We start from the raw sequence: 25,525 nt of genomic DNA on the forward strand, positions 1-25,525 counted from the left end.
ACAGCACTAAAATAAAGGAATGTATGATGAAATTAGCGGATGAGGCAGTGTTAAAAGGAAATGGGACTCAGGATTATAAAGTGGCAAATATGTCTTTAGCCTCCTGGGGACGTAAAGAAATTGCTATAGCCGAAACGGAAATGCCTGGCCTTATGGCTTTGCGTGAAGAGTTCGGCGCTGCCAAGCCGCTAAAAGGCGCCCGTATTGCGGGCTGCCTGCATATGACCATTCAGACTGCGGTGCTGATTGAAACCTTAATTGCTTTAGGCGCTGAAGTACGCTGGTCGTCTTGTAATATATTTTCAACCCAGGATCATGCTGCGTCAGCCATAGCGGCTGCCGGAATTCCTGTATTCGCCTGGAAAGGGGAGACAGAAGAGGAATACTGGTGGTGTGTGGAACAGACTTTACGTGGCCCTAATGGTTGGACTCCTAATTTGCTGCTCGATGATGGCGGTGATTTAACTCAGATCATTCATGAAAAACACCCTGAATTGTTAGCTGGAATCAAAGGGGTTTCAGAAGAAACAACGACGGGCGTGGCCAGATTATATGAAATGGCAAAACAAGGTCATTTAAAAATCCCTGCTATTAACGTCAATGATGCGGTAACCAAATCCAAATTTGATAATCTGTACGGCTGCCGGGAATCCTTACTGGATGGCTTGAAACGCGCTACAGATGTAATGATCGCGGGTAAGCTGGCGGTAATTCTTGGCTATGGTGATGTGGGCAAAGGTTGTGCCCAGGCTCTGCGCGGTCAGGGAGCTACCGTTTTAATTGCTGAAATTGATCCTATATGTGCCTTGCAGGCTGCAATGGAAGGATACAGAGTGGTAACTCTTGATGATGTTGCGGATCAAGTAGATATAGTCGTGACTGCCACAGGCAATTATCATGTTGTTACTCATGATCACATGAAACGTATGCGCAATCAGGCCATACTGTGTAATATTGGCCATTTTGATTCTGAAATAGACATCCACAGTTTGAAACAATACCAATGGGAAAATATTAAACCTCAGGTTGATCATGTGATATTTCCTGATGGAAAGCGCATTATTATTCTCGCAGAAGGACGTCTGGTAAATCTTGGTTGTGCCACAGGCCATCCCAGTTTCGTGATGTCCGCGTCGTTTACCAATCAGGTCTTGGCGCAAATTGAGTTGTTTAAAAACTCAGATCAGTATAAATGCCAGGTTTATGTTCTGCCCAAACTTCTGGATGAAAAGGTAGCTCGTCTGCATTTGGCTCGTATTGGAGCAAAGTTAACCCAATTAACCAGCGAACAGGCTGAATATATTGGTGTTGACAAAAAAGGACCTTATAAGCCTGAGCATTATCGCTATTGATAAGGTATTTACTCTTTGGGATGAATTATTTATTTAAAGATTTATAATCAATCATAATTGGGGATGCAGTTTAGTGGATCATGTTATTGCAGCAAACTATCTTTCCAATCTGGAAAAGTGTCTTGAGCAATTGGGGGTAGAGCACTTTCTTGACACGATCAATTTTGATCTTGCCCGAGCACAGGATCCTGCAGCCTTTTTGACTCTGGATGAACTGAAATATGTCATTGATGAAGCCTACAAATTAAGTAATTGTCCTCAATTAGGGCTTATTTTTGGTAAGAGTTTATCCATAGTGAACCATGGCTTTCTGGGGTATGCTGCCATGAGCAGTCCCACCTTGGGGGAAGCGCTTCGGACTACTTTAAGCTATCTGAATGTACGTACTAATTTATTTCATATAGAACTGAACATGTCTGAGGATTTTAAGACTGTCGCCATTGATTTTGCTACCCGAATCAATGACCCGATAATATCGCGTTTTCTTCTTGAGCTGGCGATTACTCATCTTGTCAAGATGAGAACCTTTTTGATTGGTTCATCCCTTCCTTTCCTGAAAATCGAATTAAATTATGATAAACCTGATTACGCTGATTTTTATCAGGAATTATTTCAAACCGAGATAGTATTTAATTCTAAATACTGCCGTGTTTTGGCTAATGCTGAAGAATTAAATTATCCCGTCAATTTTGCGGATGATGTCAGCTTTCAACTGGCAAAAGCCCAGTTACAGGAAATGGTGAAAAATCTTGCGTTAAACGAGGATTTGGCCAGCAAAATAAAATCCATTTTACTGAATAAAAATCTGAATCAAATCAGTATGGAAGATATTGCCAGCCAATTGTGCATGTCTTCCCGAACACTTAGACGCCATTTGCAAAGGCTTAATATCACTTATCAAGAGTTATTTGATGAGGTACGTGAGCAAAAAGCAAAGGCATTTTTACTCAATCAACATATTTCCATGACTGAAATCAGCTTCCTGTTGGGATTTCATGATACGTCTAACTTTTCCAAAGCATTCAAGCGCTGGACAGGTTCTACCCCATCCGAATACCGTGAGCATCACGGAATAGGTTAAATAGATGTGCTCAGAGCAACGTCGATTCGGAATGGCGCAGTTTGTAGCCTTGATGCAGCGATAGCGAAATCAAGGTTTGCATCCCGTGGAAAAGGCTAAAATAAAGAAAACCTTGATTACGCTATCGCTGCATCAAGGCTACGATTATATGATTTCTGATACGAGGTACGATTTTTATCCCACTCCCCGATCCACGTCGTCCTGAGCGCGTCTTTTTGCGCGAAGGATCTCCAAATATTGGCACCATGCCACTTTCAGGAGATCCTTCGCGCAAAAAGACGCGCTCAGGACGACGGAATTCTGGCAGGGTGTGTAGCCCGGTCTGCTTGCAGCCGGGATCGCAGTGGCACCATCTCGGTTGCAAGCAAGCCGGGCTGCAATACGGTCTTGTTTTGCCATTTATTCTCCTGCATACTGAAATGCTTGGTATATATAGCTTCTTTCTAAAGGCTTAATAAGGAGATTTACGTATGAGTTTAAAATCAGGGATTTTGGGATTGGGCCTCTTATCTGTCGCACAGGCAGGTCTTGCTGCACCAGACAGTACTACTGTAAGAGTTATTATTAAATACAAACAGCAACCTATGGCTATCTCTTCATTAAAGTCACAGGTTTTTAAATCCATTCAGTTGCCAGTAAAAGAAATGAAACCTATGGCTAATGGAGCTTATTCACTTGTTTTAGATTCCTCAGCCTTACCTTCGCCTTCATTCAAAGCAAAAGACTCAGATAATACCAAAGCAATATTAGAGCGTTTACGCAAAAATCCTAATGTGCTGTATGCGGTTAAAGACCGAATCGGATATTTTAAACCTGTTGCGGATCCTGAAGTAAATCTGGAATTAAGCCAATTATTATCACATGACAGCCAATGGGATGAGTTTACTCCACCAGCCGGAATTATGCTGGAATCAAAGCCCGGTTTGAACGATGGAGCCTGGGCATATACCACCGGCAAAGCAAAGCGACCAGTAGTGGTTGCTGTTCTGGATACAGGAGTGGCTTTAAATGACAGCCTGATAAACAATCTGGTCAAAGACAACGACGGTAATGTCTGGGGATGGAATTTTGCTGGCAACAATAATGACTTAAGCGATGAAACCCAATCCTATCATGGCACCCATGTATCAGGAACTATTGCAGGATATGGTGATGTCATGAAGGGAGTCGGTCCTGATTTAAAAATATTAACAGTAAAAATCCCTGCAGAATCAGGAATGTTTTATGAAAGTGCTGTTATCAATGGCATTTATTGGTCTGTTGGTGGGGAAGTACCCGGTGTTCCAACCAATATGCATCCTGCCAAAGTCTTAAACATGAGTTTTGGTGTGGATTTGGAGCCAGGAACTGAAATTGATTACTGTGACCAGCCACTTCAGGAAGCGGTGAATTTCGCACGTAACAAAGGGGCAGTGCTTGCTGTCGCGGCAGGTAATGACAATGTTTGGGAACATTATAATGCTCCCGGAGTATGTAATGGTACGGTTAAGGTTGCCTCTACAGGACCTGAAGGCTTACGTTCCTACTTTTCCAATTATGGGCCTGGGGTCATGCTCGCAGCTCCTGGAGGAGACAAACGATATGGGGCTGCTGGCGGTATTTTATCTACAGTGAATCCTGGCGGAGGATATAACTCCTCTGGTTTTGATTTTTATCAGGGTACCAGTATGGCATCACCACATGTTGCCGGAGTTGCCGGGTTGATTTTTGCTATCAGCGACAGAATTTTAAAGGCTGAGCAAGTAGAGCAAATTCTTTATACAACCACTCATAATTTTGGAACCAGTACTGATCAGAACAAGTCTTGTGTGGGCAAAAAACCTTGCGGGCATGGCATCCTGGATGCGAATAATGCCGTTCAAACAGCGTTGAATGGGTATGATGTTTTATTCTCAGCGCCCAAAATGGCGGATCTGGCTACTACAGAATGTGGAAAGTCCATGGTAAAGCCTGGAATGGATACTATCAGCACAGGTACAGCCACTTGGTTAAAAGATAAAGCGGTGTGTGAGGAAGTAAGCGATTATCAAAATCCGCATGTTGCTGTTAAAGATGGGCAAATATACGCTTATTATGGTGCGGTGAGTTATAAGCTGGATCAACGTGCTTTCAAAGAATGTCAGGTCATTGGTTATGACGGTGTGGGTTGTTATATGTAGTTACCCCTATCGCTGAATCACGTCGTCCTGAGCGCGTCTTTTTGCGCGAAGGATCTCCTGAAAGCTGGCAGGGAGTGTAGCCCGGTCTGCTTGCAGCCGGGATCGAAGTGGCACCGTGCCAATTTGGGGAGATCCTTCGCGCAAAAAGACGCGCTCAGGACGACGCGTTTTTTTGGGATTATGCCACTTCGATCCCGTACTACGCTTCGCTAATACGGGCTACGAGGTGTCATGATTACTTCAACCATCCATTCAATATATCAACAATCTTTTGTGCCTGATCCGCACTTGAAATATTGAATTTCGATTTTTGCCAGTACTGGTTGTTGCGCTTTTGATAACGTCGAATAGAATACTTAACCGGGCCGTAATCATTCTTTGCATTATCCCAGTCTTGATATTTGAACATGATAGTAGTCCAGGCACCTTTACTTAATACCTGCTTATCAAGCTCTTTCGTTGTCTCTGTGCCATTTTCACTAAAGGCAATGGTAATATCGTCTACAGTTTCACTCATATAAATGGGTTCCTTAATTAATTGTTGATGGATTGTAGTTTGCCATCAACAAAAGTCAAGGAAACTGATGGCTGGTATTGGCCGGGCTGATAAATCCATATTTGCGGTTTTTTAGCTGTGGGTACAATCTGATTAATAAAAGTATTGTTTATCACATCAGGACTACCACAGGCTCCGTATACCCTGCCTACAGGGTCGCCTATCTGAAAACTGGCTCCAGAGCACAGCGAAGACGCATTACTGTCATTGCCATTGATGCGAATTGATTTAATCTGATTATTTACTACATCCACTTCCATTTGCGCGCCACCATTTCCCGTGGGCACATTCCATACCCCATAAAATGCGGTAGATGAACCCTGATGGTTATAAATCAATTGTTGTACCGGGATTTTTTGGGTAAGGGGCTGATTGGAATCCTGTTGGCTTTGTGGTTGTCCGCAGGCGGCAATAACCTGATCTGTAGTCATGCCTAAATTAATATAGGCATGATTCTGAGGACAATAATAAGATTGGGCAGCCTCAAGGCTAAAGGGTAAAAAAAACAATAACAAACTTGCCGTGTAGTGTGTTTTCATAAGTCGATCCCATCAACCTGCTTTAGGGTTTAGTACAAGTATAGTTGGTTTTAGTGATAGTTGTATTTATTTCATAGTATGGGCCAGGGTAAAGAGGCACTGATAAATAAAGTAATTACTTTTAATATAATCATGATAATAAAGGGTGAGAAGTCAAAACCTGAAATATCAGGAACAATTTTTCTGCCCAGAATTAACAATGGCTGTGTTAACAGACGTAAAAAATCCGCAATTGGATGCTGCCACCCTGGATTAACGTAACTCATAATCACGCGAATTAAAATGGCAAAAAACAGTAAATCACAGGGTTGAATAATCAGATCAGCAAACACATAAAGGATTAAAAATACAAAGGGCATTACAGCATGGAAATGGAGGAGGCTTAAGCATATTATTTTTATCAGTTCAACCAGGATCAGAACACAGAACGCCATCCAGTCGTATTTTTGTCCGGGATGGTATTTTTGTCGCAATAATAAATTAAATGGTCTGACTATAGGATCCGTAATGGTATGAATCAGTCGGCTGAACGGGCTCAGTGCACTGATTCTTAAAAAGCGTAAGGCGATACGAATCCAGAGAGTGAAAATAAATAAATTAAAAAATAAGGCAGTCAGAAAAATTCCTACAGCGGTAAAACCAGACATAAATACTCCGTTTGGGTCGTGATAGTGCAAAAGGACTATCCCTATTTAATTGTTATTCTACCGCACCTAATTCCTGTGAGCGACGTTTTGCTGCTTCCATGGCTTTTAAAATCAGGGCATCCAATTGTCCGTGTAGCTCATTCAGGGCTGCGGCTGTTGTTCCACCTGGAGATGTTACCTTTGTTCTTAACTGACTTAAACTTAAATCGCTGTTTTCCGCCAATTTTATCGCGCCTGCAGCTGTTTGCAAGGCAAAAGTCTTTGCAATGGTTGGCTCTAATCCTAATGATACTGCGGCATCAATCAGAGCTTCTATAAACAAGAACACATAAGCAGGCCCGCTACCGGAAAGGGCGGTGAACACATCCATTTCCGCTTCACTCTTTGCCCAGGCAGTCAAACCAATCTGGGAAAAAATAAGTTCAGCCTGTATTTTTTGTTCGGGGCTGGTGTGTTCATTTGCTATCAGAGGGGTTGCCCCCAGGCTGATGGCTGCCGGAGTATTAGGCATAGTGCGAATTACTGCCTGATTGGGGCGGCAACGTTTGGCAAACCAGGATAAACTCAATCCTGCTGCAACAGAAATCAGCAGGCAATTGGGCAACAGGAGGGGGGTAATTTCTTGCAGAACAGCACTCATTTGAGCGGGCTTTACGGCAAGAATTATAATTTCGGCATTTTTTGCCTGCTCCTTATTGTCATAATGCGTACTGATATTTTCATTATTAATGCCAATTGTTAAGGATGGCGCGGAAGCGGCAATATGATGGGAGCCTTGTTTCCTTAATCCCCGTGCGATGGCCTTAGCCATATTGCCATAACCTATAAAACAGATTTTCATGATTCTTTACCTCGACGTTCACCAAAAATAGCGCGGCCAATCCTGACTATGGTTGAACCCGCTTTAATGGCGGGAATCAAATCATCACTCATACCCATGGATAAAGTATCCATGTGCAAATTCAGATTCTGATTCAACCTGTCCTTCAATTCGCGCAGTGCACACAATAAAGCATACTGTTCCTCCGGATTTTTTTGCGGGGGTGGAATAGTCATGAGCCCTCGGAGTTCCAGATTAGGTAATTGTCTTATTGCCGCGGCAAGTTCCCAGGTTTCCTCAACAGGTATGCCTGACTTGTTTTCCTCTTCAATCAGATTGACCTGAATACACACTTGTAATGATTCGGTGTCTGAGCCACGATATTCGTTTAATAGCTGTGCGATCTTAAGCCGATTGATGCTGTGTACCCAGTCAAAATGCTGCGCTATACCTTTGGTTTTATTACTTTGGATGGGTCCTATAAAATGCCAGGAAACAGGCAAATCTTTTAGTTGTTCCTGTTTATCCCGGGCTTCCTGATAATAGTTTTCGCCAAAATGATTAATTCCATTGCGAAAAGCTTCAGTTATTGCTGCTGCATTTTGCTGTTTGCTTACCGCCAACAACAAGACGGAGCCTGGTTCTCTGTGCGCATTGAGCTCTGCCTGAGTCATTAATTCTTTAATAGTCTTGATGTTGTGGCTAATAGTCATACTTTTTTCTGTGAGTCGGTAAAGAATGTAACCTTAACAAAAGAGCGGGTATTTTCACAAGTTCAAATAAACAGGACTGTGCCATTCCCGGAACCACGTCGTCCCGAGCGCGTCTTTTGGCGCGAAGGATCTCCTGAAAGCGGCATGGTGCCAATATTTGGAGATCCTTCGCGCCAAAAGACGCGCTCAGGACGACGTGGATCGGGTAATGGCAAAGATGTGTAGAAGAGACTGCTGCTAGCAGACTGGGTTACCAGTCCTGCAAGGGGAGGGATTCTGATGTGGTCACATGAGTTTCTCTCAGGTTCTGACAAAAAAAGCCCCGGAGTTTGCCGTGTATCATTTCCTGAGCTACGCTTTTATTAAGAATAACCAATAACTTGTCAGGGATATTGAGTATGGATATTGCAGAATTATTGGCGTTTTCAGTTAAAAATAAATCATCAGACTTACATATATCTGCTGGATTACCTCCAATGATTCGCGTAGATGGGGATTTACGTAAAATCAATTTACCAGCCCTTGATCACAAAGATGTGATAAAAATCATTTATGACATTATGAATGACAGACAAAGAAAAGAGTTTGAAGAATTTTTAGAAACAGACTTTTCCTTTGAAATTACCAGTCTTGCGCGCTTCAGGGTGAACGCCTTTAACCAGGCAAGGGGTGCTGCGGCGGTCTTTCGTACCATTCCTTCTGAAATATTAAGTATGGAAGCGCTGAATTTACCGCCGATTTTTAAAGAGATGGCTAATTTTAACCGGGGTCTGATTTTGGTAACGGGTCCTACAGGTTCAGGAAAAAGTACCACACTGGCTGCAATCATAGATTACATTAACTCCTCACGTTACGAACATATTCTAACCGTAGAAGATCCTATAGAATTCGTTCATCAGAGTAAAAAATGTCTGGTGAACCAGCGTGAAGTGCACAAAGATACTTTGAGTTTTAATGCAGCACTACGTTCTGCCTTGCGTGAAGACCCTGATATTATTCTGGTAGGGGAATTGCGGGATTTGGAAACCATTCGTCTGGCTATGACTGCTGCTGAAACAGGACATTTGGTGTTTGGCACTCTGCATACCAACTCAGCTACCAAGACCATCAACAGGATTATCGACGTGTTTCCGGCAGAGGAAAAATCAATGGTTCGTTCGATGTTGTCTGAATCATTGCAGGCAGTGGTAGCACAAAGCCTGTTGAAAAAGAATAAAGGCGGGCGAGTGGCGGCCCTGGAAATCATGATGTGTACAGGCGCTATCCGTAACCTCATCAGGGAAGATAAAGTAGCTCAAATGTATTCGTCCATTCAGACGGGACAGGCTAAAGGGATGCAGACTCTGGATCAGCATTTGACTGAGTTGGTATCCAAGGGCGTTATTTCGGTACATACAGCCCATGAAGCGGCGATTAATAAGACCTTGTTTTAATTAGAAATAAATAGTGATCTATGCAGTTTGTAGCCTGTATTAGCGGAGCGTAATACAGGATCGAGGTGGCAATTTCCCGTATTACGGCTGGCGCCTAATACGGGNTACGATAACTGGATCGCTCAGGACGACATACATCTGACCTTATGCCGTTTTTTGCAGTTCAAGCAACTGGGGAATACCCGCTTCTGCCAATGCCAGCATGCTATTTAACTGCTCACGGTTAAAACTTTTATCTTCAGCAGTACCCTGAATCTCAATAAAATGGCCTTCTTCATTCATGACCACGTTCATATCCGTTTCAGCCAGTACATCTTCTGCGTAATCCAGATCAAGAACAGGTTGGCCTCTGTAAATGCCTACTGAAACAGCCGCCACATAATTAAATGCAGGCATTTTGCGGATTTTTTCTCTTTGCACCATCCACTGAACAGCGTCTCTCATCGCGACACAGGCTCCTGTTATAGCAGCAGTTCTTGTACCTCCATCTGCCTGAATGACATCACAATCCAGAGTGATTGTATTTTCACCTATCACTTTTAAATCCATACAGGCTCTGAGAGAACGACCAATCAAACGCTGAATTTCAAGCGTTCTGCCACCTTGCTTGCCTTTACTGGCTTCACGTTCGCTACGACTGTGTGTTGCGCGGGGAAGCATGCCGTATTCTGCTGTGACCCAACCCTGATTTTTACCTTTGATAAAACGGGGAACTCCATCAATAACCGAAGCATTACACAGTACTTTGGTGTTGCCAAATTCGACTAAAACAGAACCTTCAGCATGTTGGGTGTAATTACGGGTAATTTTGATAGGGCGGAGTTGATTGGGTTCACGGTTACTGGGGCGCATGACATATTCCTCGATAAAATAGTGAAGTATATACCCAATGTCCAGCAAAATGCTATTTTTAGGTTTAATGAGTCATCTCTGTGCAATTATCTGAATTTGCGGTATATTCGCTGCCCAGGTTTCTATGCAGGTATTTTTATGATTCACAGTATGACAGCTTTCGCGCGAACTCAAAGACAGGTTGAGTCGGGACATCTTTGTTGGGAAATCAGATCGGTTAATCATCGTTATCTGGATATTTCTTTTAGATTGCCAGAGTCTTTTCGCTTTCTGGAAGCACAATTACGCAGCTCATTACGCGATCAGATAAACCGCGGCAAACTCGAGTGCCAGTTGAAATATCAAGACACAAATACCGATAATCAGTCTATGCTTATAAATATAGGTATGGTAAATGCATTAGTTGATTTAAGCGCTAATCTCGCTGCATCCCATCACCTGGCAAATGACATGACGGTAAGTCGAGTATTGGCCTGGCCGGGGATAGTACACGCAAATCGAGTGAATACGGATGAGTTAGGGCAACAGGCGGTAATCCTGTTTCAGGATGCTGTAAAGTATTTAAGTAAAGCCCGGGCAGTGGAAGGGGCTGCCCTGAAAGACCATGTAGACGGCCGTCTGCAGGCTTTGGAGCAAGAAGTGATTAAAGCCAGGGCTTTGATCAAGGATACGGCGGGTCAGGCCCGGGACAAATTGCTGACGAGATTGCATGCAATAAAAAGTGAAGTGCCAGAAGCGCGGATAGAACAGGAAATTGCATTGCTTCTTACTCGTCTTGATGTCAGTGAAGAACTGGATCGACTGCAAACGCACATAAGCGAAGTAAGGCGCTCATTAAGTAACGATAAAGTAGCTGGCAGACGTTTGGATTTTTTAATGCAGGAATTAAACAGAGAAGCGAATACATTAAGCTCTAAATCAGATTCTGTGGAGTTAACCCAGAGTGCGGTTGAAATGAAAGTCTTAATTGAGCAGATGCGTGAACAAATACAAAACATTGAGTGATAGCTATGGTTGGTAATTATTCTGGAAATTTATATATTGTTGCTGCGCCTTCGGGCGGAGGAAAAACGAGTCTGGTGCGCAATTTGATTGAGACTCTTGATGACATAGAGGTCTCCGTATCACACACTACAAGGGCGATGCGCCCCGGTGAGCAGGATGGAGTCGACTATTTCTTTGTTGATGAGCCTGAGTTTATACAGATGGTCAATAATAATGGCTTTATAGAACATGCTCGGGTATTTAACCATTTGTATGGAACTTCAGTGGCGCAGATTAACAAGCGGCTGGAACGGGGAATAGATATCGTTCTGGATATTGATTGGCAAGGAGCAGAGCAGATAAGACGCACTTTTGCCACAGCGGTCAGTATCTTCATCATTCCCCCATCACTGGATGCTTTAAAACAACGATTGATGAACAGACGTCAGGATAATGATGATGTAATCAGTGATCGAATGATCAAAGCCCAGGATGAGTTAAGCCATTATCCGGAATTTGATTACCTGATAGTGAATGACACTTTTGAACATGCCGCTCTGGATTTACGCTCCATTGTGATTGCAAATCGTCTGAAAATGGAGCGACAGGTAAATAAACAATCAAAATTACTTTCATTCCTGCTGGCATAGCAGTAAAATGAGGGGTTTGAGCTGGAAACAGAATATTCGTTATGCGTGAATCTGTTTCAATAACTTTAAGGTGGATTTTATTATGGCACGAGTAACCGTTGAAGATTGTCTGGAACACGTTGCAAACCGATTTGAGCTGGTAATGGTAGCTACTAAACGTGCACGTCAAATTGCCGTTCGTGGTGATCAGCCCATGGTTGAATGGGAAAATGACAAACCAACTGTTGTGGCCTTGCGTGAAATTGCAGAAGGTTTTATAACGGCTGATATTTTAGACAAAGAATAATTGTTCGCACTGACCGTAGCCCGTATTAGCGAAGCGTAATACGGGTTGGAATAGCAGGACCCCGTATTACGCTTCGCTAATACGGGCTACGCATTTATGGGTCAGGATGTGACTGATTTGCATTTGTTTAAAAGATTTGGTTCTCGATGTGTAGGCTACTTGGAGAACCCGTTACGGTAGGACACAGGATTGTAACGCAGTATAAACCGTAATTGGAACAACCAGAGGTATTAACAGCCATGTCGGACATTAGGGAGTATTGCGTGAGCTACTTTAAGGAGCTCGATGAAGAGCTTAAATGCTACCTTGAGCAGGCGCAAATTGAAAAATGTTATCAGGCATATGTGGTTGCTGAAAAGGCACATCATGGTCAAATGCGTCGATCCGGTGAGCCTTACATCACGCATCCCGTAGCTGCCGCTTTGATCCTTGCGCGAATGCGTCTGGATTATCAGACTATTATGGCCACTTTACTCCATGACGTGGTTGAAGACACGTCAATCAGTAAAGAAGATTTAACCAACCAGTTTGGTGAAGACGTAACCGCTCTGGTTGATGGCGTCACCAAATTAACCAAAATCAAATTTGAATCCAAAGCAGAAGCCCAGGCTGAGAATTTCCGTAAAATGGTTCTGGCTATGGTCAAGGACATTCGGGTTATTATCGTCAAACTGGCCGACAGATTACACAATATGCGCACGCTGGGGGTTATGCCCTATGCGAAACGGCGGCGTATTGCGATAGAAACGCTTGAAATTTATGCCCCTATTGCCAATCGCTTAGGGATGCATTCCATCTATGTCGGACTGGAAGATTTAGGATTCCAGGCCTTATATCCCATGCGTTATCGGGCTATCAAGTCAGCAGTTGAAAAGTCCAGAGGAAATCGCAGGGAATTAACCCAGACCATAGAAAAAGATTTACAACATGCTCTTGCCCAATTAAACATTCCTTACGAACAGGTCTTTGGCAGACAAAAGCATTTATACAGTATTTATAGAAAAATGCGGCAGAAAAAAGCATCCTTTACCGAGATTACGGATGTCTTTGCTTTCCGTGTTATTACCGATGATATTGATTCCTGTTACCGTATTTTGGGAGCCTTGCATTGTACTTACAAGCCAGTACCTCAGCGTTTCAAAGATTATATAGGCATACCCAAGGCGAACGGATACCAATCCTTGCACACCACTTTGTTTGGTCCTTTTGGTGTACCGCTTGAAGTACAAATACGAACCAGGGAAATGGATAAGGTCGCAGATAATGGCGTAGCCGCTCACTGGATTTACAAATCGTCAGGCCTTGAAGTCAATGAAGCTCAGCTAAGGGCGCGCGAGTGGGTGCAAAGTTTGCTGGAAATGCAAAGAAGCACAGGAAATTCACTGGAATTCATTGAAAACGTCAAAATTGATTTATTCCCCGATGAAGTCTACGTCTTTACTCCAAAAGGCCATATCATGGAATTACCCAAAGGGGCAACTCCCGTTGATTTTGCTTACACGGTTCACTCAGGCGTTGGTAATAGTTGCGTTGCGGCTAAAGTTAATCGCCGTCTGGTACCGTTAAGCATACCCTTGCTCAATGGACAAACCGTTGAAATTATTACGGCTCCGGGCGCTCATCCTAACCCGGCCTGGTTGAATTTTGTTGTAACAGGTAAAGCCCGCTCCAATATCCGCCACTTCTTGAAAAGCCAACAACACGCCGAGTCCATAGTTTTAGGAAAACGCTTGCTGGAACAGTCATTAACAGAACTCTCCAGTGATTATGCAAAAGTTCCACCGGAATCCTTACAGGCCTTATTAAGCGACTTGCATTATAAAACGGTAGACGATTTGCTTTATTCCATAGGAATTGGTAATCAAATGGCGATGGTTATTGCCAAACGCCTGGTGGTTACCCAGGATTCACTTGAACTGGATAAAGGAAGTAAAACCCGGCCCCTTGCAATTAAAGGCACTGAAGGCATGGTGGTGCATTTTGGAGAATGTTGTCAGCCTATTCCGGGTGATAACATTGTGGGTAAATTCCAGCAAGGCAGAGGAATTATCGTCCATGCCAGCGATTGTTCTTCCCTGAAAAAGTCACGCAGTAATCCTGAGCAGTTCATTGCTTTACGATGGGACGAACAGGTTCAGGGCGAGTATTGGGTTGATATCACCGTTGATGTAGCAAATGAACGTGGGGTATTGGCAGCTTTAGCCACCGCCATTTCAGAAGCGAATTCCAATATAGGCAATATTAATGTTGATCCACGTGATGGGCGTCATAATGCAGTGACTTTTTCGATCAGTGTGTCGGACCGCACGCATTTGGCCAGGATCATGCGCCGATTACGGGCTAATAAAGTAGTCATGCGACTTTACAGAAAAAAACAAGGGGATAATAATTGATGCAACCTATCCATACCAAATTGGCACCAGAAGCAATTGGTACTTATAGCCAAGCCATAAAATGTGTCGATACTGTTTATTTATCCGGCCAGATTCCGTTAGATCCTGAAACAATGCAAATATGCAGTCAGGACATTAAATTGCAGATAACCCAGGTATTGGAAAATTTGTCTGCGGTCTGTGAAGCTGCTGGCGGCAGCCTGGCTCACATTGCCAAATTAAATGTTTTTTTAACCGATTTGACTCATTTTCCTTTAATCAATGAAGCAATGAGCCGTTATTTTGTTGCTCCATATCCTGCCAGAGCTGCCATTCAGGTTTCTGCTTTGCCCCGTGGTTCCAAGGTGGAAATGGATGGCGTTATGGTTTTGCCATCGGAGCGCAGTTAATATCATGAGTGACGATCAATACGCCCGTACCGGGCGTGTGATGTTCCTAATCGTCTGGATTATTTTATTTTTCGGTTTGTTTTTATTTTTTTATTATTACGGTAAATCAGACAGTGTAGTCCATGTAGTCACCAGTACGGAGTTTGTTTTAAGTGCAGATGGCGAAGGACATTACCGTATTAAGGGCAGGATTAATGATCAGCCTGTGGAATTTCTTGTAGATACAGGCGCTACTTTGGTTGCCATTCCGCAAAATGTGGCGGATCACTTGCATATTTCTGGCCGTTATCCTGTTACCATGACTACAGCCAATGGTCAGGTAACTGGTTCTCTGACACGTTTGCGGCAGTTGTCTTTTGGCGAATTTAAACTGAATGATATTAAAGCAGTGATTATTCCTGCTTCCAGCGATGATGTGGTGTTGTTGGGAATGAATGTCTTATCGCAATTCAATATAGAGCAGGACGGAAAGCGCCTTATTCTAAAGAAACAACGGCAGTAACCTGTCCACGGGTAACAACAATTATTTTAGAGTTTATCTTATGAGTCTTATTTCACTAAATGGCGCTACCCTTATCGTTGCGAATAATCACATCCTTGATGAAGCTGATTTACAGATTCAGCCGCAGGATCGAATAGCCCTGGTGGGACGCAATGGGGCGGGCAAATCAACTCTCATGAAGTTATTGCTTGGTGAGATGGTTCTTGATAGCGGCCAAATGCAGCAACTTTCGGGCTTGCGTATTGCGGGTTTAACTCAGGAAGTGCCTGTCACCGGAGAAGAGTCAGTGTACCATTTCCTGGTCAAAAGTTTAGGGGAAGTGGGGGAGATTCTGACGCAATTTAATGAATTAAGTCAGCAAGGAGACATGGATAAACTCGCTCTTTGCCAACAGAAAATGGATAATTTAAATGCCTGGGATTTATTACCCAAAATTGAAACCATGGCGAGCCGTTTAGGTATTTCGATTAATGAACAAATGGGCAGCCTGTCCGGTGGAATGAAGCGACGTGTGTTACTGGGGGCGGCCTTGCTGGCTTCTCCCGATTTACTGCTTTTGGATGAGCCAACCAACCATTTGGACATTGAAGCCATTGAATGGCTGGAAACTTATTTAAAATCATTTAACGGCAGTGTCGTTGTTGTTACCCACGACCGGGAATTTTTAAGCCAGGTAGCCAATCGTATCGTTGAAATCGATAGAGGCAAATTGTATTTTCATGCCTGTGATTATGAAACGTATCTCGACAGACGAGAAACAATCAGGCTTAGCGAGCAAAAGCAAAATGATCTGTTTGATAAAAAACTCGCTGAAGAAGAAGTGTGGATTCGTACTGGAATTAAAGCGCGACGAACCCGGAATGAAGGGCGTGTCCGTGCCTTAAAAGCCTTAAGGGAAGAATATAAAGCGCGAAGAAATCAATTAGGTTCGGTGAAGTCCCTGACTTTGGATGTGACTCGTTCGGGTTCTATGGTCATTGAAGCGCAAGGTGTTAATTATGCAATAGAAAGCAGACGCCTGGTCAATAATTTTTCATTACTTCTTACCCGTGGCGATAAGCTTGGCATTATTGGCCCCAATGGCTGTGGTAAAACTACCCTGGTGCGCCTGTTATTGGGCGAGTTACAACCTGAATCAGGGTCAATTAAGCAGGGAACGTCTTTGAATGTCGCCTATTTTGACCAATTACGCCGTCATTTGGTTGAAGATCAAACCATAATGTTTAACGTGGCTGATGGCGCTGATCATGTGACTATCAACGGCAGACAAAAGCATGTAGCCAGTTACTTAAAAGATTTCCTGTTTGCACAGGAGCGCTTTAATCAACCGGTTTCTTCCTTGTCGGGAGGAGAAAGAAACAGATTACTGTTGGCTAAGTTGTTTGCCAAACCGGTGAATTTTTTAGTCATGGATGAGCCGACCAACGATCTGGATATTGAAACTCTTGAACTGCTAGAAAATATGCTGATGGAGTATCCTGGTACTTTGATTTTAATCAGTCATGACCGCGCATTCATTAATCAGGTGGTTACCAGCGTTCTTGTTTATGAAGGCGAAGGGCGTTTCAGTGAATTTGTAGGTGGTTATGATGATTATACCCAGCATAAAAAACAACAACAGCGGGAGATAGCAGCAAAGGCTGCGCCCATTGTAAAGAAGACCAATACCACGAATAAGTTGAATTTTAATGAGCAGCGCGAATTATCAAAATTACCGCAACAAATAGAAGCCTTAGAGAAAAAAATTGAAGCTTTGCACGTACAGATGGCGGAGCCTCAGTTTTACCAGCAAGATGCGAAACAGATTGCTCAGGTGACTCAGCAGTTAGAACGGGAAGAGGCCTTATTAAATCAATATTTTTCTCGTTGGGAAGAGTTGGAAGATAAGAAGTGACACTTGTAAAAAATTATTTTATTGTAAGGATTAAAACATGTATTTAACTTTAGCACTGGTGGTGTTAGTTGCTGCCATTGTGGTTCTTTTTTCCCAGGAATTTATTCAACTGTTTAAAAAGATTCTCACTATTAAAGGTGCAAAATTGGTGTTGCCTTTGCTGATTGTATCCTGGTTAGTCTTTACCTTTGACTATTGGGTGTTATGGGGCATTTATTATTATGGTACAGTTTTAAATTCAATCACCGCGTTTTTGTCCAATCTTCTGCCTTTTCAAACGGGTGCCTATCCTTTGGTCATGATTTTATTATTAACTGCGATATCAGTAGTTCCGGTAATATTATGGGAACACTATTTGTGGAAACAGAACTACAAACACTATCAATACCCTTATTTAACCAGCACCCTGATTTGGATAGCCAGCTCCATAGTTTTAATCATGACTTTATAGCCTGGCGTGGATGTAACACCTCTCCACGTCGTCCTGAGCGCGTCTTTTGGCGCGAAGGATCTCCAAATATTAGCACCGTGCCGCTTTCAGGAGATCCTTCGCGCCAAAAGACGCGCTCAGGACGACGTAGATCTGGTGGCACCATTCCCGGCTGCAAGCAGGCCGGGCTCCGGCTCCTGCTGACATTTGATGTATCACGTATCAGAGATAAAACTGGTTTAATCCACTGTGTTGGGTGTATAATTGCGGCAATTTATTTTCAGGTTGTATGATGAATAAGCAGGATTTTTACTTTGATTTACCTCCGGAGCTGATCGCGCAATACCCTTTAGCGAACCGAAGTGATTCTCGCCTTTTAATTTATAATCGTGAAGTACGAGAATATGGCCACTATCAATTCAGGGAAATTGCTGATTTTTTAAATCCCGGTGATTTATTAGTCATGAATGACAGCAAGGTCATACCGGCACGGCTTTACGGTCATAAAGCCACCGGTGGCAAAGTAGAGCTTTTAGTCGAGCGAATCACTGGAGAATTTACCTTTCTGGCACACATCAAGGCAAGTAAGGCCTTGAAAGCGGGCGGAATCATACACCTGGATCAAGGCAATCAACTGGTCATTCTGGAACGACAGGATGATTTATTTGTTTGTCAGACGCAAACTGAGGTTTTGCCGCTCCTGAACCATCTCGGTCACATTCCCTTACCTCCATACATTACCCGCAATGATGAGCAGTCAGACGAGGACAGATATCAAACGGTCTATGCAAAATACGAAGGTTCTGTTGCTGCGCCAACCGCTGGTCTGCATTTTGACGAATCTGTGTTAGCAAGCCTCAAATCCAGAGGGGTGAATGTTGCCTACGTCACCTTACACGTAGGTGCCGGAACATTTCGCCCGGTTCGTACTGATGATATTAAAGAACATAAAATGCACAGCGAACAGTTTACAGTAAGCGATGAGCTATGTGCTGCTGTAGCGGCAACCAAAGCAGCCGGTAATCGGGTTATTGCTATAGGTACTACGGCATTGCGCAGCCTTGAAAGTGCGGCCAGAAGTGGCGTATTGCAAGCATGTAGTGGCGATACGGATATATTCATTTATCCAGGTTATCAATTTAAGGTTTGTGATGGTTTAATGACTAATTTTCACTTGCCCGAATCGACATTACTGATGCTGGTTTCTGCCTTTATTGGTCATCAAGAGGCAATGAGCCTTTATCAGGAAGCAATCAATCAGGGGTATCGATTTTTTAGTTATGGCGATACGAGCTTATTGCTGTAGTCCGGAGTTAATGGAATGATACAAAAAGCGCATAATTTTATCCCGGTACTGTCTTCTGACGCAGGGGCATGTCTGACTGGGAGTAACTGGCGAGAGGCAGAAAGTCACAGCGCCGTTTATTATCTCGATTCCTTGTTACTAAAGCCGGGTTTTGATTTGTTAAAAAAAATCCCGGATTTGGCTGCATATTTAGGCTGGTCTGGGACATTGATATTAAATGCCTCAAATCTTAAGGCCAATAAAGAAGGGATTTTTACTCTGATTTCCCCTTATGATGGCAGTAAAATCAGATTGAGCTTTAGTGAATTACTTGACCTTGTATTACATTTAAAACCTGACATGGTGCTCTTGCCTGAGCAGGTGATGCAGAATTGTCCGGATATCTGGGACAAATGGAATGATGACATTATGCCTTTTCTGGCAGCAGAGGATTTAGCGCAACAAGAGCTTCATCGCGAGCATGGGATTTATTATATCCTCGGTGATGCATCTTTAAACTCTTCGACTATTGAGCAGATTGCCAAAAGCAAAGATAAGCCATGTTATATCTCGGGGAAGATAAGTTTCGATTTAATTAAGTTATCAGCCTCTTTGGGCATAGAGTTTATCGAATCGGATGAACCGGCCACACTGGCTATGCAAGGCCAGGTTTATAGCAGGAACGGGGTAATCCATTTGATTGATCCCCAGACAGAAATGGATTTTTCACTGATTGATTCTGAGTGCCTCTGTCCAACCTGTACACGACAATTAACCAAAGCTTATCTGCATCATTTATTCCTTCATACACCATTATTATGCCAACGCTTTTTAATCCAGCATAATGTGTTTCTGGTAAATGCAGGTTAATCCGAGCTGCGACTGTATCCCCAGATCCACGTCTCCGATCTACGTCGTCCTGAGCGCGTCTTTTGGCGCGAAGGATCTCCCGAAAACGGCATGGTGCCAATACAGGGAGATCCTTCGCGCCAAAAGACGCGCTCAGGACGACGTAGATCGGAGACGTGAATCTGGGATTTGGGCAGAAAATTATGGATTTATTTTGATCATTATGGTACTATATGCTGCTAAAATTAATTCAGCAGGAACATAGTCCACCATGCAGTTATTCGCCCATCACATAAAAGATAATTCATGGAGCATTGGTGTGCAGGCGGATGAAACCCAACCCACCTATTACTATCCTGCGCTTTACATTTCTACAGACGGTATTTCCTTTAACCTCTATCCCTGCGTTCGCACCATTGATGAAGTCGATGAGTTGCTAAAATCAGGCTTATTCAAACCATCAAATCCTCAACAGAAAGACGCCTTATCTCGACACAATCTCAGGCATTACAGGCATTCCCTTGCTTCCCAGTCCTTTTTCAGAACCCGTCACAACGTGCAGGGATTGGAACAGATTGCTGAAGAGCAAAACTATATGAATGAGATGGGTATCGCTTTTTATCATTCCTCATCCTGAATTTGATTCCTTTCATTTACCTTATGCTCAATTCGCTATATGATGTCACGCTGTCAGGAGTTGTTGCCATTTCATTGCTTTGACTAAAATACGATTTTTCCCGGCTTCTTGTTCGAAAAATGTGTTGTTTGGTTTCCATCTGGCAAAGTAGCAGTAGCTCCATTTAATAATGCAATAAATTAATTGTAGATTTGAGGAGATTTTATGAGTTTTTTTATTAGCGATGCAATAGCAGCCACTGGGGCCACAGCGCCAGCAGCTCAAGGTGATGCAAGTTTTTCACTCATTATGATCGCCGCTATTTTTGTATTGTTCTATTTCATGCTCATCAGACCGCAAAATAAAAGAGCTAAAGAACATCGCGAATTGCTCTCTCGTTTAAAGAAAGGCGATGAAGTAATTACTTCTGGTGGTATGTTAGCCAAAGTAGTTAATCTCGATGAACAATACATTAAAGTCAGCCCGGCAGAAGGCGTAGAGATTCTTTTACAAAAAGGCGCGGTCACTACGGTATTGCCAAAAGGCACTTTAAAATCTCTTTAAGTCTGTCATAGGGACACGGAAATGCAAAATAAATATCCTCTGTGGAAAAACCTGATGCTGATTTTTATCGCAGTCATCGGGTTAATTTACGCCATACCGAATTTATACACTGAAAATCCGGTTGTACAGGTTTCAGCTGAAAGTGCTGAAGATAAGGAAGCGTTGAAAACCCAGATAGAAGACATTCTTAACAAAGCGAAGCTCGATTACAAATCCATTATTGTTGAGGACAGTGGCGTTGAGGTCGTTTTTAATTCTACTGATACGCAATTACAAGCTCAGGATATAATCAAACATGGGTTAGGTAATCAATACACTGTAGCATTGAATCTGGCAGCGTCTACACCAGCCTGGTTGACAGCAATTCATGCCGCTCCTATGAAACAGGGTCTTGACCTGCGTGGTGGCGTTCATTTTCTTCTGGACGTGGATGTTGAGAGCGTGATTAGCCGTCGCTATGAAGGGATTATGAAAAGCATAGGCCAGGAATTGCGTGAAGCAGGCATACGTTATTCTGGTATTCGTTACATAGCCGATAAGGGAGTCGATTTGCGTTTTCGTGATCCTGAATCGCTTGAGAATGCACTTGTAGTCCTGAAAGATAAAATACCCCTTGTCATTATTGTCAAAGGCAAGGCGACTAACTCAGCCATGGTATCTATTACTCCTGCCGGATTAAATGAAATCAGGCAAAATACTATTGAACAGACTATGAGTATTCTGCGCAATAGGGTGAATGAGCTGGGTGTGGGTGAGGCTGTAGTGCAGCAGCAAGGGGCAACCCGCGTTGCAGTGGATTTACCTGGTATTCAGGATGCCGCCCGCGCAAAACAAATTCTGGGGGGAACTGCAACTCTGCAATTTTATCTGGTGGATCAGGAAAACGATCCTCATATAGCGAAACAAACGGGTTCCGTGCCGGTTAGCGATAAACTCTATATGATGGATGGTCAACCCATTCTATTGAAGAGACAGGTGGTGTTAAGTGGAGATTCTATTACTTCTGCCGTGTCAAGCTTTGACCAACAGACAGCAACGCCTGCAGTACAAATCCAGTTAGGCGGCGGGGGGGAGAGCCTATTCACTAAAGTGACCAGGGAAAACATTGGCAAGCGTATGGCTATTGTTTATGTGGAAACCAAAAACACCATACAAACCATTAATGGTGTTGAAACACGGGTTACCCACAGAGAGGAACGCGTTATCAGCGCTCCTGTAATTCAAAATGCCTTGGGCAGTAATTTCCAGATTACTGGCCTTACTGACAGCAAGGAAGCAAGCAACCTGGCTCTGTTATTAAGGGCTGGAGCCTTGCCTGCTGCGATTTATCCTATAGAAGAACGTACCGTTGGTCCGACTCTGGGTAAAGAAAATATTCGCCGTGGAATGGTTTCTCTGGAAGTAGGTATGAGCTTGATTTTAATCATCATGCTGGTTTATTACCGCGTGTTTGGAATTATAGCCAATATCGCTTTATTGCTTAACTTAATCCTGCTTTGTGCTTTGTTGTCGATGATAGATGCAACACTTACCTTGCCGGGTATTGCGGGGATAGTATTGACCATTGGTATGGCGGTGGATGCAAACGTACTCATCTATGAGCGTATCCGTGAGGAATTGCGAAATGGTTTGTCGCCTCAGGCTGCAATTCAGGCTGGATATGACAGGGCATTTTCTACCATTCTTGATGCGAACCTTACCTCTCTGATTGTAGCCATTATCCTCTTCGCAGTGGGTACTGGTCCGGTGCGTGGATTTGCGGTAACTCTCTCTTTGGGTTTATTGACTTCCATGTTAACGGGCATCACCTATACGCGGGCAATTGTAAACTGGTATTACGGTGGCCGTAATGTTAAAAAATTATCTATAGGTATATAAGGCGAGGCTGAGATGGAATTATTTAATCCAAATTCAAAAGTGGACTTTATGGGAGCTCGCCGCTGGACGGCGCTGTTCTCTATTTTAATTTTTGTTGTTTCAATTGGTGCTTTGGCTGTGAATGGCTTGAAATGGGGGCTTGATTTTACTGGCGGTACGCAGATCGAAGTCACTTATGCGAACCCTGCTGATCTGACACAAATCAGAGAAAGCCTGGCAAAAATTGGCTTTCACGAAGCACAGGTTGTCAGTTATGGTACTTCCAAAGACGTGCTTATCAGTATCGCTCCGCGAGCGGATAAAGAGCAGACGGCTTTGGTGACTGAAGTGATGTCTGCTTTACCAGGAGCTACCAAGCAGCGAGTTGATTTTGTGGGGCCTCAGGTTGGAGAGGAGTTGGCAACAAAGGGTGCTCTTGCCATTGTTGTTTCTCTGCTGGCTACTATGATTTATATCGCCATGCGATTTGAATATCGTCTTGCAGTCAGCTCTGCTGTAGCGCTGGTTCATGACCCGGTGTTGATTTTGGGTATTTTCGCCCTGTTTGGCATTGAGTTTGACTTAAAGGCTCTGGCCGGTTTGCTGGCGGTTATAGGCTACTCGTTAAACGATACTATCGTGGTTTTTGACCGGGTGCGTGAGAATTTTGTGAAAATTCGCCGTACCAGCCCAATAGACATTATGAACACTTCGATTAACCAGACACTGTCCAGAACCATCATGACTTCAGTGCTGACTTTGTGTGTTGTGGTTGCCCTGTTTGTTTATGGCGGTGAAACCATACATGGCTTTTCCCTGGCTTTAATCATCGGGATAATCATCGGTACTTATTCTTCTATTTATGTTGCTGGTGCTTTGGCGGTAGTGATGGGGCTGGATAGAAAAGATTTTCTGCCTAGTCAGCGTAAAGAGCTGGATGACCGGCCTTAACTGAAGATCCCGGTTGCAAGCAACCGGGCTACGCCTCAAAGAGTTCCGCCGTCCCGCGGCTTGACCGCGGGATCCAGGGATCTATGCTCGGAGTGAGATTTCTGGATCCCGCGGTCAAGCCGCGGGACGGCGGAGTATTTATACTGGACGTTTTCTTGCAGTTCTTGTAGCCCGGTTGCTTGCAACCGGGATCCTGTTTCGTATTACTCTTCCATCAAGCGATCAATTTTTGCGGCACAAATGAAATCATTAAGTGACAAACCATTGAGTGCATGCGTCATAAAGGTCACACGGCAATAGTTATATCCTACTTCCAAATCAGGGTGATGATTTTCAACATTTGCTATCCAGGCAATCGCATTAACAAAAGCCATGGTTTCGTAGAAATCGTTAAAAGAAAAAGATCGTTTGATCATTCGATGGTCTTCAGTGGACTGCCATTGCTTTTTTAACTGAGGCATCATATTGCGTACCTGTTCGCCATTCAATGCAGAGCCTATGCCTTCACAGGATTCACAATGTTTAGAGCTTAAATCACTGGTCATTTTATTTCCTTTTTAATAGGGCTAGCGCCCGGGTTCTTAGGTGTGTCTCTATGAATAATAAGCTGTTAAAGCTGCGAGAAAGCGTGAATTCTGTTCTCTGGTGCCGATACTGACCCTAATATAATTATTCATTTTATAAGCATGCAAAGGCCTCACAATGATGCCTTTATTCAGCAGGTGATTATAAAGCGCCAAACCATCTTCTTTACAGTCAAAAGTGAGAAAATTACAGTAAGAGGGCAAATAATTGAGACCCAAAGCATCTAAACCTTCACGCATCTGTTTCATGCCTTCTTCATTGGTTTTCAGGCTTTTTTGAATAAACGCATCATCATCCAGTGCAGCATAAGCGGCTGTCAGTGCTACCTGGTTGACTGCAAAAGGTAATTGTACCCGTTGCAATATATCAATAACTGCCGGATTAGCTACAGCATAACCCAGGCGCAGACCTGCCATGCCGTACACTTTTGAAAAAGTTCTGGTAATCACCAGATTAGGATGCTCATCAAGCCATTCAATGCTATTACAGCTCATTTGATCTTCAGCAAATTCGAAGTAGGCTTCGTCAAGGATAAGCAGGGTACTTGGGGGTATTTGTTCCAACAAACGCTTGATTTCTTTCTGGCTGGTTAACAAGCCGGTAGGATTATTAGGGTTTGCCAAAAAGATTAATCCTGTTTCCTGATTACATGCGTTAATCAGTTGCTCAACATCAAGTTGCCAATCATCATTCAAAGGCACACTGCGCACCGGTACATGCACGGTATTTGCCTGGATGGCATAAGCACTGAATGCATAGTCATGGGTGAGAATATGCTTGCTGGTATGAAGGGCAAAACAATTTATTAGAAGAGTAAATAAATAATCAGAACCATTACTTAAAAACACCTGGCTTATGTTCACTCCTAATTTTTTAGCAAGTTTACTCATCAAAGGATGATTCATCGGTGAGGGGTAAGTCGCAACCAGTTGTGACGACATATTCTTCACCGCGGATAAGGCGAGAGGACTACATCCCAAGGGGTTTTCATTCGAAGCCATTTTAACAATATCGGTAATTCCTTTTTCCCGGGCTAATTCTTCTATGGACTTGCCCGGTTTGTAAGGAACCAGAGAACGTATTCCAGGATGAGGTAATTGTTGAAAATCAACGGACATGAAAAGCTCCTGTTTATAAA

General features: G+C 43.3%; 26 protein-coding genes. 18 read left to right on the forward strand and 8 right to left on the reverse strand.

Features of this window, described 5'->3' with window-relative positions; all coding sequences use genetic code 11:
• The first annotated feature begins 26 nt into the window (after positions 1–26).
• From ahcY to B094_RS0102685, 3 genes are all read left to right on the forward strand, one after another.
• Positions 27–1,352, forward strand: coding sequence for an adenosylhomocysteinase (gene ahcY, locus B094_RS0102670; protein WP_018576247.1), 1,326 nt, complete (start codon positions 27–29; stop codon positions 1,350–1,352).
• 73 nt (positions 1,353–1,425) lie between these two features.
• Positions 1,426–2,433, forward strand: a complete 1,008-nt coding sequence (locus tag B094_RS0102675; protein WP_018576248.1) for an AraC family transcriptional regulator — start codon at positions 1,426–1,428, stop codon at positions 2,431–2,433.
• A gap of 470 nt (positions 2,434–2,903) precedes the next feature.
• Entirely contained in the window at positions 2,904–4,592 is a 1,689-nt protein-coding gene (locus B094_RS0102685) for a S8 family serine peptidase (RefSeq protein ID WP_018576250.1), read from the forward strand.
• A gap of 235 nt (positions 4,593–4,827) precedes the next feature.
• Here B094_RS0102685 and B094_RS0102690 read toward each other — a convergent pair whose 3' ends face one another.
• From B094_RS0102690 to B094_RS0102710, 5 genes are all read right to left on the reverse strand, one after another.
• Positions 4,828–5,109 carry a hypothetical protein gene (locus tag B094_RS0102690; protein ID WP_018576251.1) on the reverse strand — a complete coding sequence of 94 codons (282 nt, stop codon included), beginning with the start codon at positions 5,107–5,109 and terminating at the stop codon, positions 4,828–4,830.
• Positions 5,110–5,126: 17 nt separating this feature from the next.
• Positions 5,127–5,687, reverse strand: a complete 561-nt coding sequence (locus B094_RS0102695) for a DUF2845 domain-containing protein (protein WP_018576252.1) — start codon at positions 5,685–5,687, stop codon at positions 5,127–5,129.
• 71 nt (positions 5,688–5,758) lie between these two features.
• Positions 5,759–6,334, reverse strand: coding sequence for a YggT family protein (locus tag B094_RS0102700; protein ID WP_018576253.1), 576 nt, complete (start codon positions 6,332–6,334; stop codon positions 5,759–5,761).
• Positions 6,335–6,386: 52 nt separating this feature from the next.
• Positions 6,387–7,175, reverse strand: coding sequence for a pyrroline-5-carboxylate reductase (gene proC, locus B094_RS0102705; RefSeq protein ID WP_018576254.1), 789 nt, complete (start codon positions 7,173–7,175; stop codon positions 6,387–6,389).
• Entirely contained in the window at positions 7,172–7,867 is a 696-nt protein-coding gene (locus B094_RS0102710; RefSeq protein ID WP_018576255.1) for a YggS family pyridoxal phosphate-dependent enzyme, read from the reverse strand. Before B094_RS0102710 ends, proC begins: the two co-directional genes overlap by 4 nt.
• A 398-nt stretch (positions 7,868–8,265) precedes the next feature.
• Here B094_RS0102710 and B094_RS0102715 point away from each other — a divergent pair, with 398 nt between their 5' ends.
• The gene (locus B094_RS0102715) at positions 8,266–9,300 is read left to right on the forward strand and encodes a type IV pilus twitching motility protein PilT (RefSeq protein ID WP_018576256.1); all 1,035 of its coding nucleotides are present in this window, start codon (positions 8,266–8,268) and stop codon (positions 9,298–9,300) included.
• Between the two features lie 144 nt (positions 9,301–9,444).
• Here B094_RS0102715 and rph read toward each other — a convergent pair whose 3' ends face one another.
• Positions 9,445–10,152 (reverse strand): ribonuclease PH, encoded by a 708-nt coding sequence (rph, locus tag B094_RS0102720; RefSeq protein ID WP_018576257.1) that lies wholly within the window; start codon positions 10,150–10,152, stop codon positions 9,445–9,447.
• Between the two features lie 138 nt (positions 10,153–10,290).
• Here rph and B094_RS0102725 point away from each other — a divergent pair, with 138 nt between their 5' ends.
• The 14 genes from B094_RS0102725 to secF all read left to right on the forward strand — a co-directional run bounded on the left by B094_RS0102725 (position 10,291) and on the right by secF (position 23,802).
• On the forward strand, positions 10,291–11,157 hold the full coding sequence (locus B094_RS0102725; RefSeq protein ID WP_018576258.1) for a YicC/YloC family endoribonuclease: 867 nt from the start codon (positions 10,291–10,293) through the stop codon (positions 11,155–11,157).
• A gap of 5 nt (positions 11,158–11,162) precedes the next feature.
• On the forward strand, positions 11,163–11,786 hold the full coding sequence (gene gmk, locus B094_RS0102730; protein WP_018576259.1) for a guanylate kinase: 624 nt from the start codon (positions 11,163–11,165) through the stop codon (positions 11,784–11,786).
• Positions 11,787–11,868: 82 nt separating this feature from the next.
• Complete coding sequence (rpoZ, locus tag B094_RS0102735) at positions 11,869–12,072, forward strand: DNA-directed RNA polymerase subunit omega (RefSeq protein WP_018576260.1); 204 nt, start codon at positions 11,869–11,871, stop codon at positions 12,070–12,072.
• Between the two features lie 263 nt (positions 12,073–12,335).
• Entirely contained in the window at positions 12,336–14,465 is a 2,130-nt protein-coding gene (gene spoT / locus B094_RS0102740) for a bifunctional GTP diphosphokinase/guanosine-3',5'-bis pyrophosphate 3'-pyrophosphohydrolase (RefSeq protein ID WP_018576261.1), read from the forward strand.
• Entirely contained in the window at positions 14,465–14,854 is a 390-nt protein-coding gene (locus tag B094_RS0102745; RefSeq protein ID WP_018576262.1) for a RidA family protein, read from the forward strand. Before spoT ends, B094_RS0102745 begins: the two co-directional genes overlap by 1 nt.
• A gap of 4 nt (positions 14,855–14,858) precedes the next feature.
• On the forward strand, positions 14,859–15,356 hold the full coding sequence (locus B094_RS0102750) for a retropepsin-like aspartic protease family protein (protein WP_018576263.1): 498 nt from the start codon (positions 14,859–14,861) through the stop codon (positions 15,354–15,356).
• 40 nt (positions 15,357–15,396) lie between these two features.
• Complete coding sequence (locus B094_RS0102755; RefSeq protein ID WP_018576264.1) at positions 15,397–17,250, forward strand: ATP-binding cassette domain-containing protein; 1,854 nt, start codon at positions 15,397–15,399, stop codon at positions 17,248–17,250.
• A gap of 37 nt (positions 17,251–17,287) precedes the next feature.
• Entirely contained in the window at positions 17,288–17,701 is a 414-nt protein-coding gene (locus B094_RS0102760) for a hypothetical protein (protein ID WP_018576265.1), read from the forward strand.
• Between the two features lie 271 nt (positions 17,702–17,972).
• Positions 17,973–18,986 (forward strand): tRNA preQ1(34) S-adenosylmethionine ribosyltransferase-isomerase QueA, encoded by a 1,014-nt coding sequence (gene queA, locus B094_RS0102765; protein ID WP_018576266.1) that lies wholly within the window; start codon positions 17,973–17,975, stop codon positions 18,984–18,986.
• 15 nt (positions 18,987–19,001) lie between these two features.
• On the forward strand, positions 19,002–19,835 hold the full coding sequence (locus B094_RS0102770) for a tRNA guanosine transglycosylase family protein (protein WP_018576267.1): 834 nt from the start codon (positions 19,002–19,004) through the stop codon (positions 19,833–19,835).
• A gap of 250 nt (positions 19,836–20,085) precedes the next feature.
• Positions 20,086–20,451 carry a hypothetical protein gene (locus B094_RS0102780; protein WP_018576269.1) on the forward strand — a complete coding sequence of 122 codons (366 nt, stop codon included), beginning with the start codon at positions 20,086–20,088 and terminating at the stop codon, positions 20,449–20,451.
• Between the two features lie 204 nt (positions 20,452–20,655).
• Positions 20,656–20,994, forward strand: coding sequence for a preprotein translocase subunit YajC (gene yajC, locus B094_RS0102785; RefSeq protein WP_018576270.1), 339 nt, complete (start codon positions 20,656–20,658; stop codon positions 20,992–20,994).
• A gap of 21 nt (positions 20,995–21,015) precedes the next feature.
• On the forward strand, positions 21,016–22,872 hold the full coding sequence (gene secD, locus B094_RS0102790; protein WP_018576271.1) for a protein translocase subunit SecD: 1,857 nt from the start codon (positions 21,016–21,018) through the stop codon (positions 22,870–22,872).
• 12 nt (positions 22,873–22,884) lie between these two features.
• Positions 22,885–23,802 carry a protein translocase subunit SecF gene (gene secF, locus B094_RS0102795; RefSeq protein ID WP_018576272.1) on the forward strand — a complete coding sequence of 306 codons (918 nt, stop codon included), beginning with the start codon at positions 22,885–22,887 and terminating at the stop codon, positions 23,800–23,802.
• Between the two features lie 203 nt (positions 23,803–24,005).
• On the opposite strand, the gene B094_RS0102800 is transcribed toward secF, so the two are convergent.
• Both B094_RS0102800 and hisC read right to left on the reverse strand, forming a co-directional pair.
• Entirely contained in the window at positions 24,006–24,347 is a 342-nt protein-coding gene (locus B094_RS0102800; RefSeq protein WP_018576273.1) for a 4a-hydroxytetrahydrobiopterin dehydratase, read from the reverse strand.
• A gap of 48 nt (positions 24,348–24,395) precedes the next feature.
• On the reverse strand, positions 24,396–25,505 hold the full coding sequence (hisC, locus tag B094_RS0102805) for a histidinol-phosphate transaminase (protein WP_018576274.1): 1,110 nt from the start codon (positions 25,503–25,505) through the stop codon (positions 24,396–24,398).
• Between the last annotated feature and the right edge of the window lie 20 nt (positions 25,506–25,525).

The organism is Legionella shakespearei DSM 23087, from assembly GCF_000373765.1.
In the GTDB taxonomy this organism is placed as follows: domain Bacteria; phylum Pseudomonadota; class Gammaproteobacteria; order Legionellales; family Legionellaceae; genus Legionella; species Legionella shakespearei.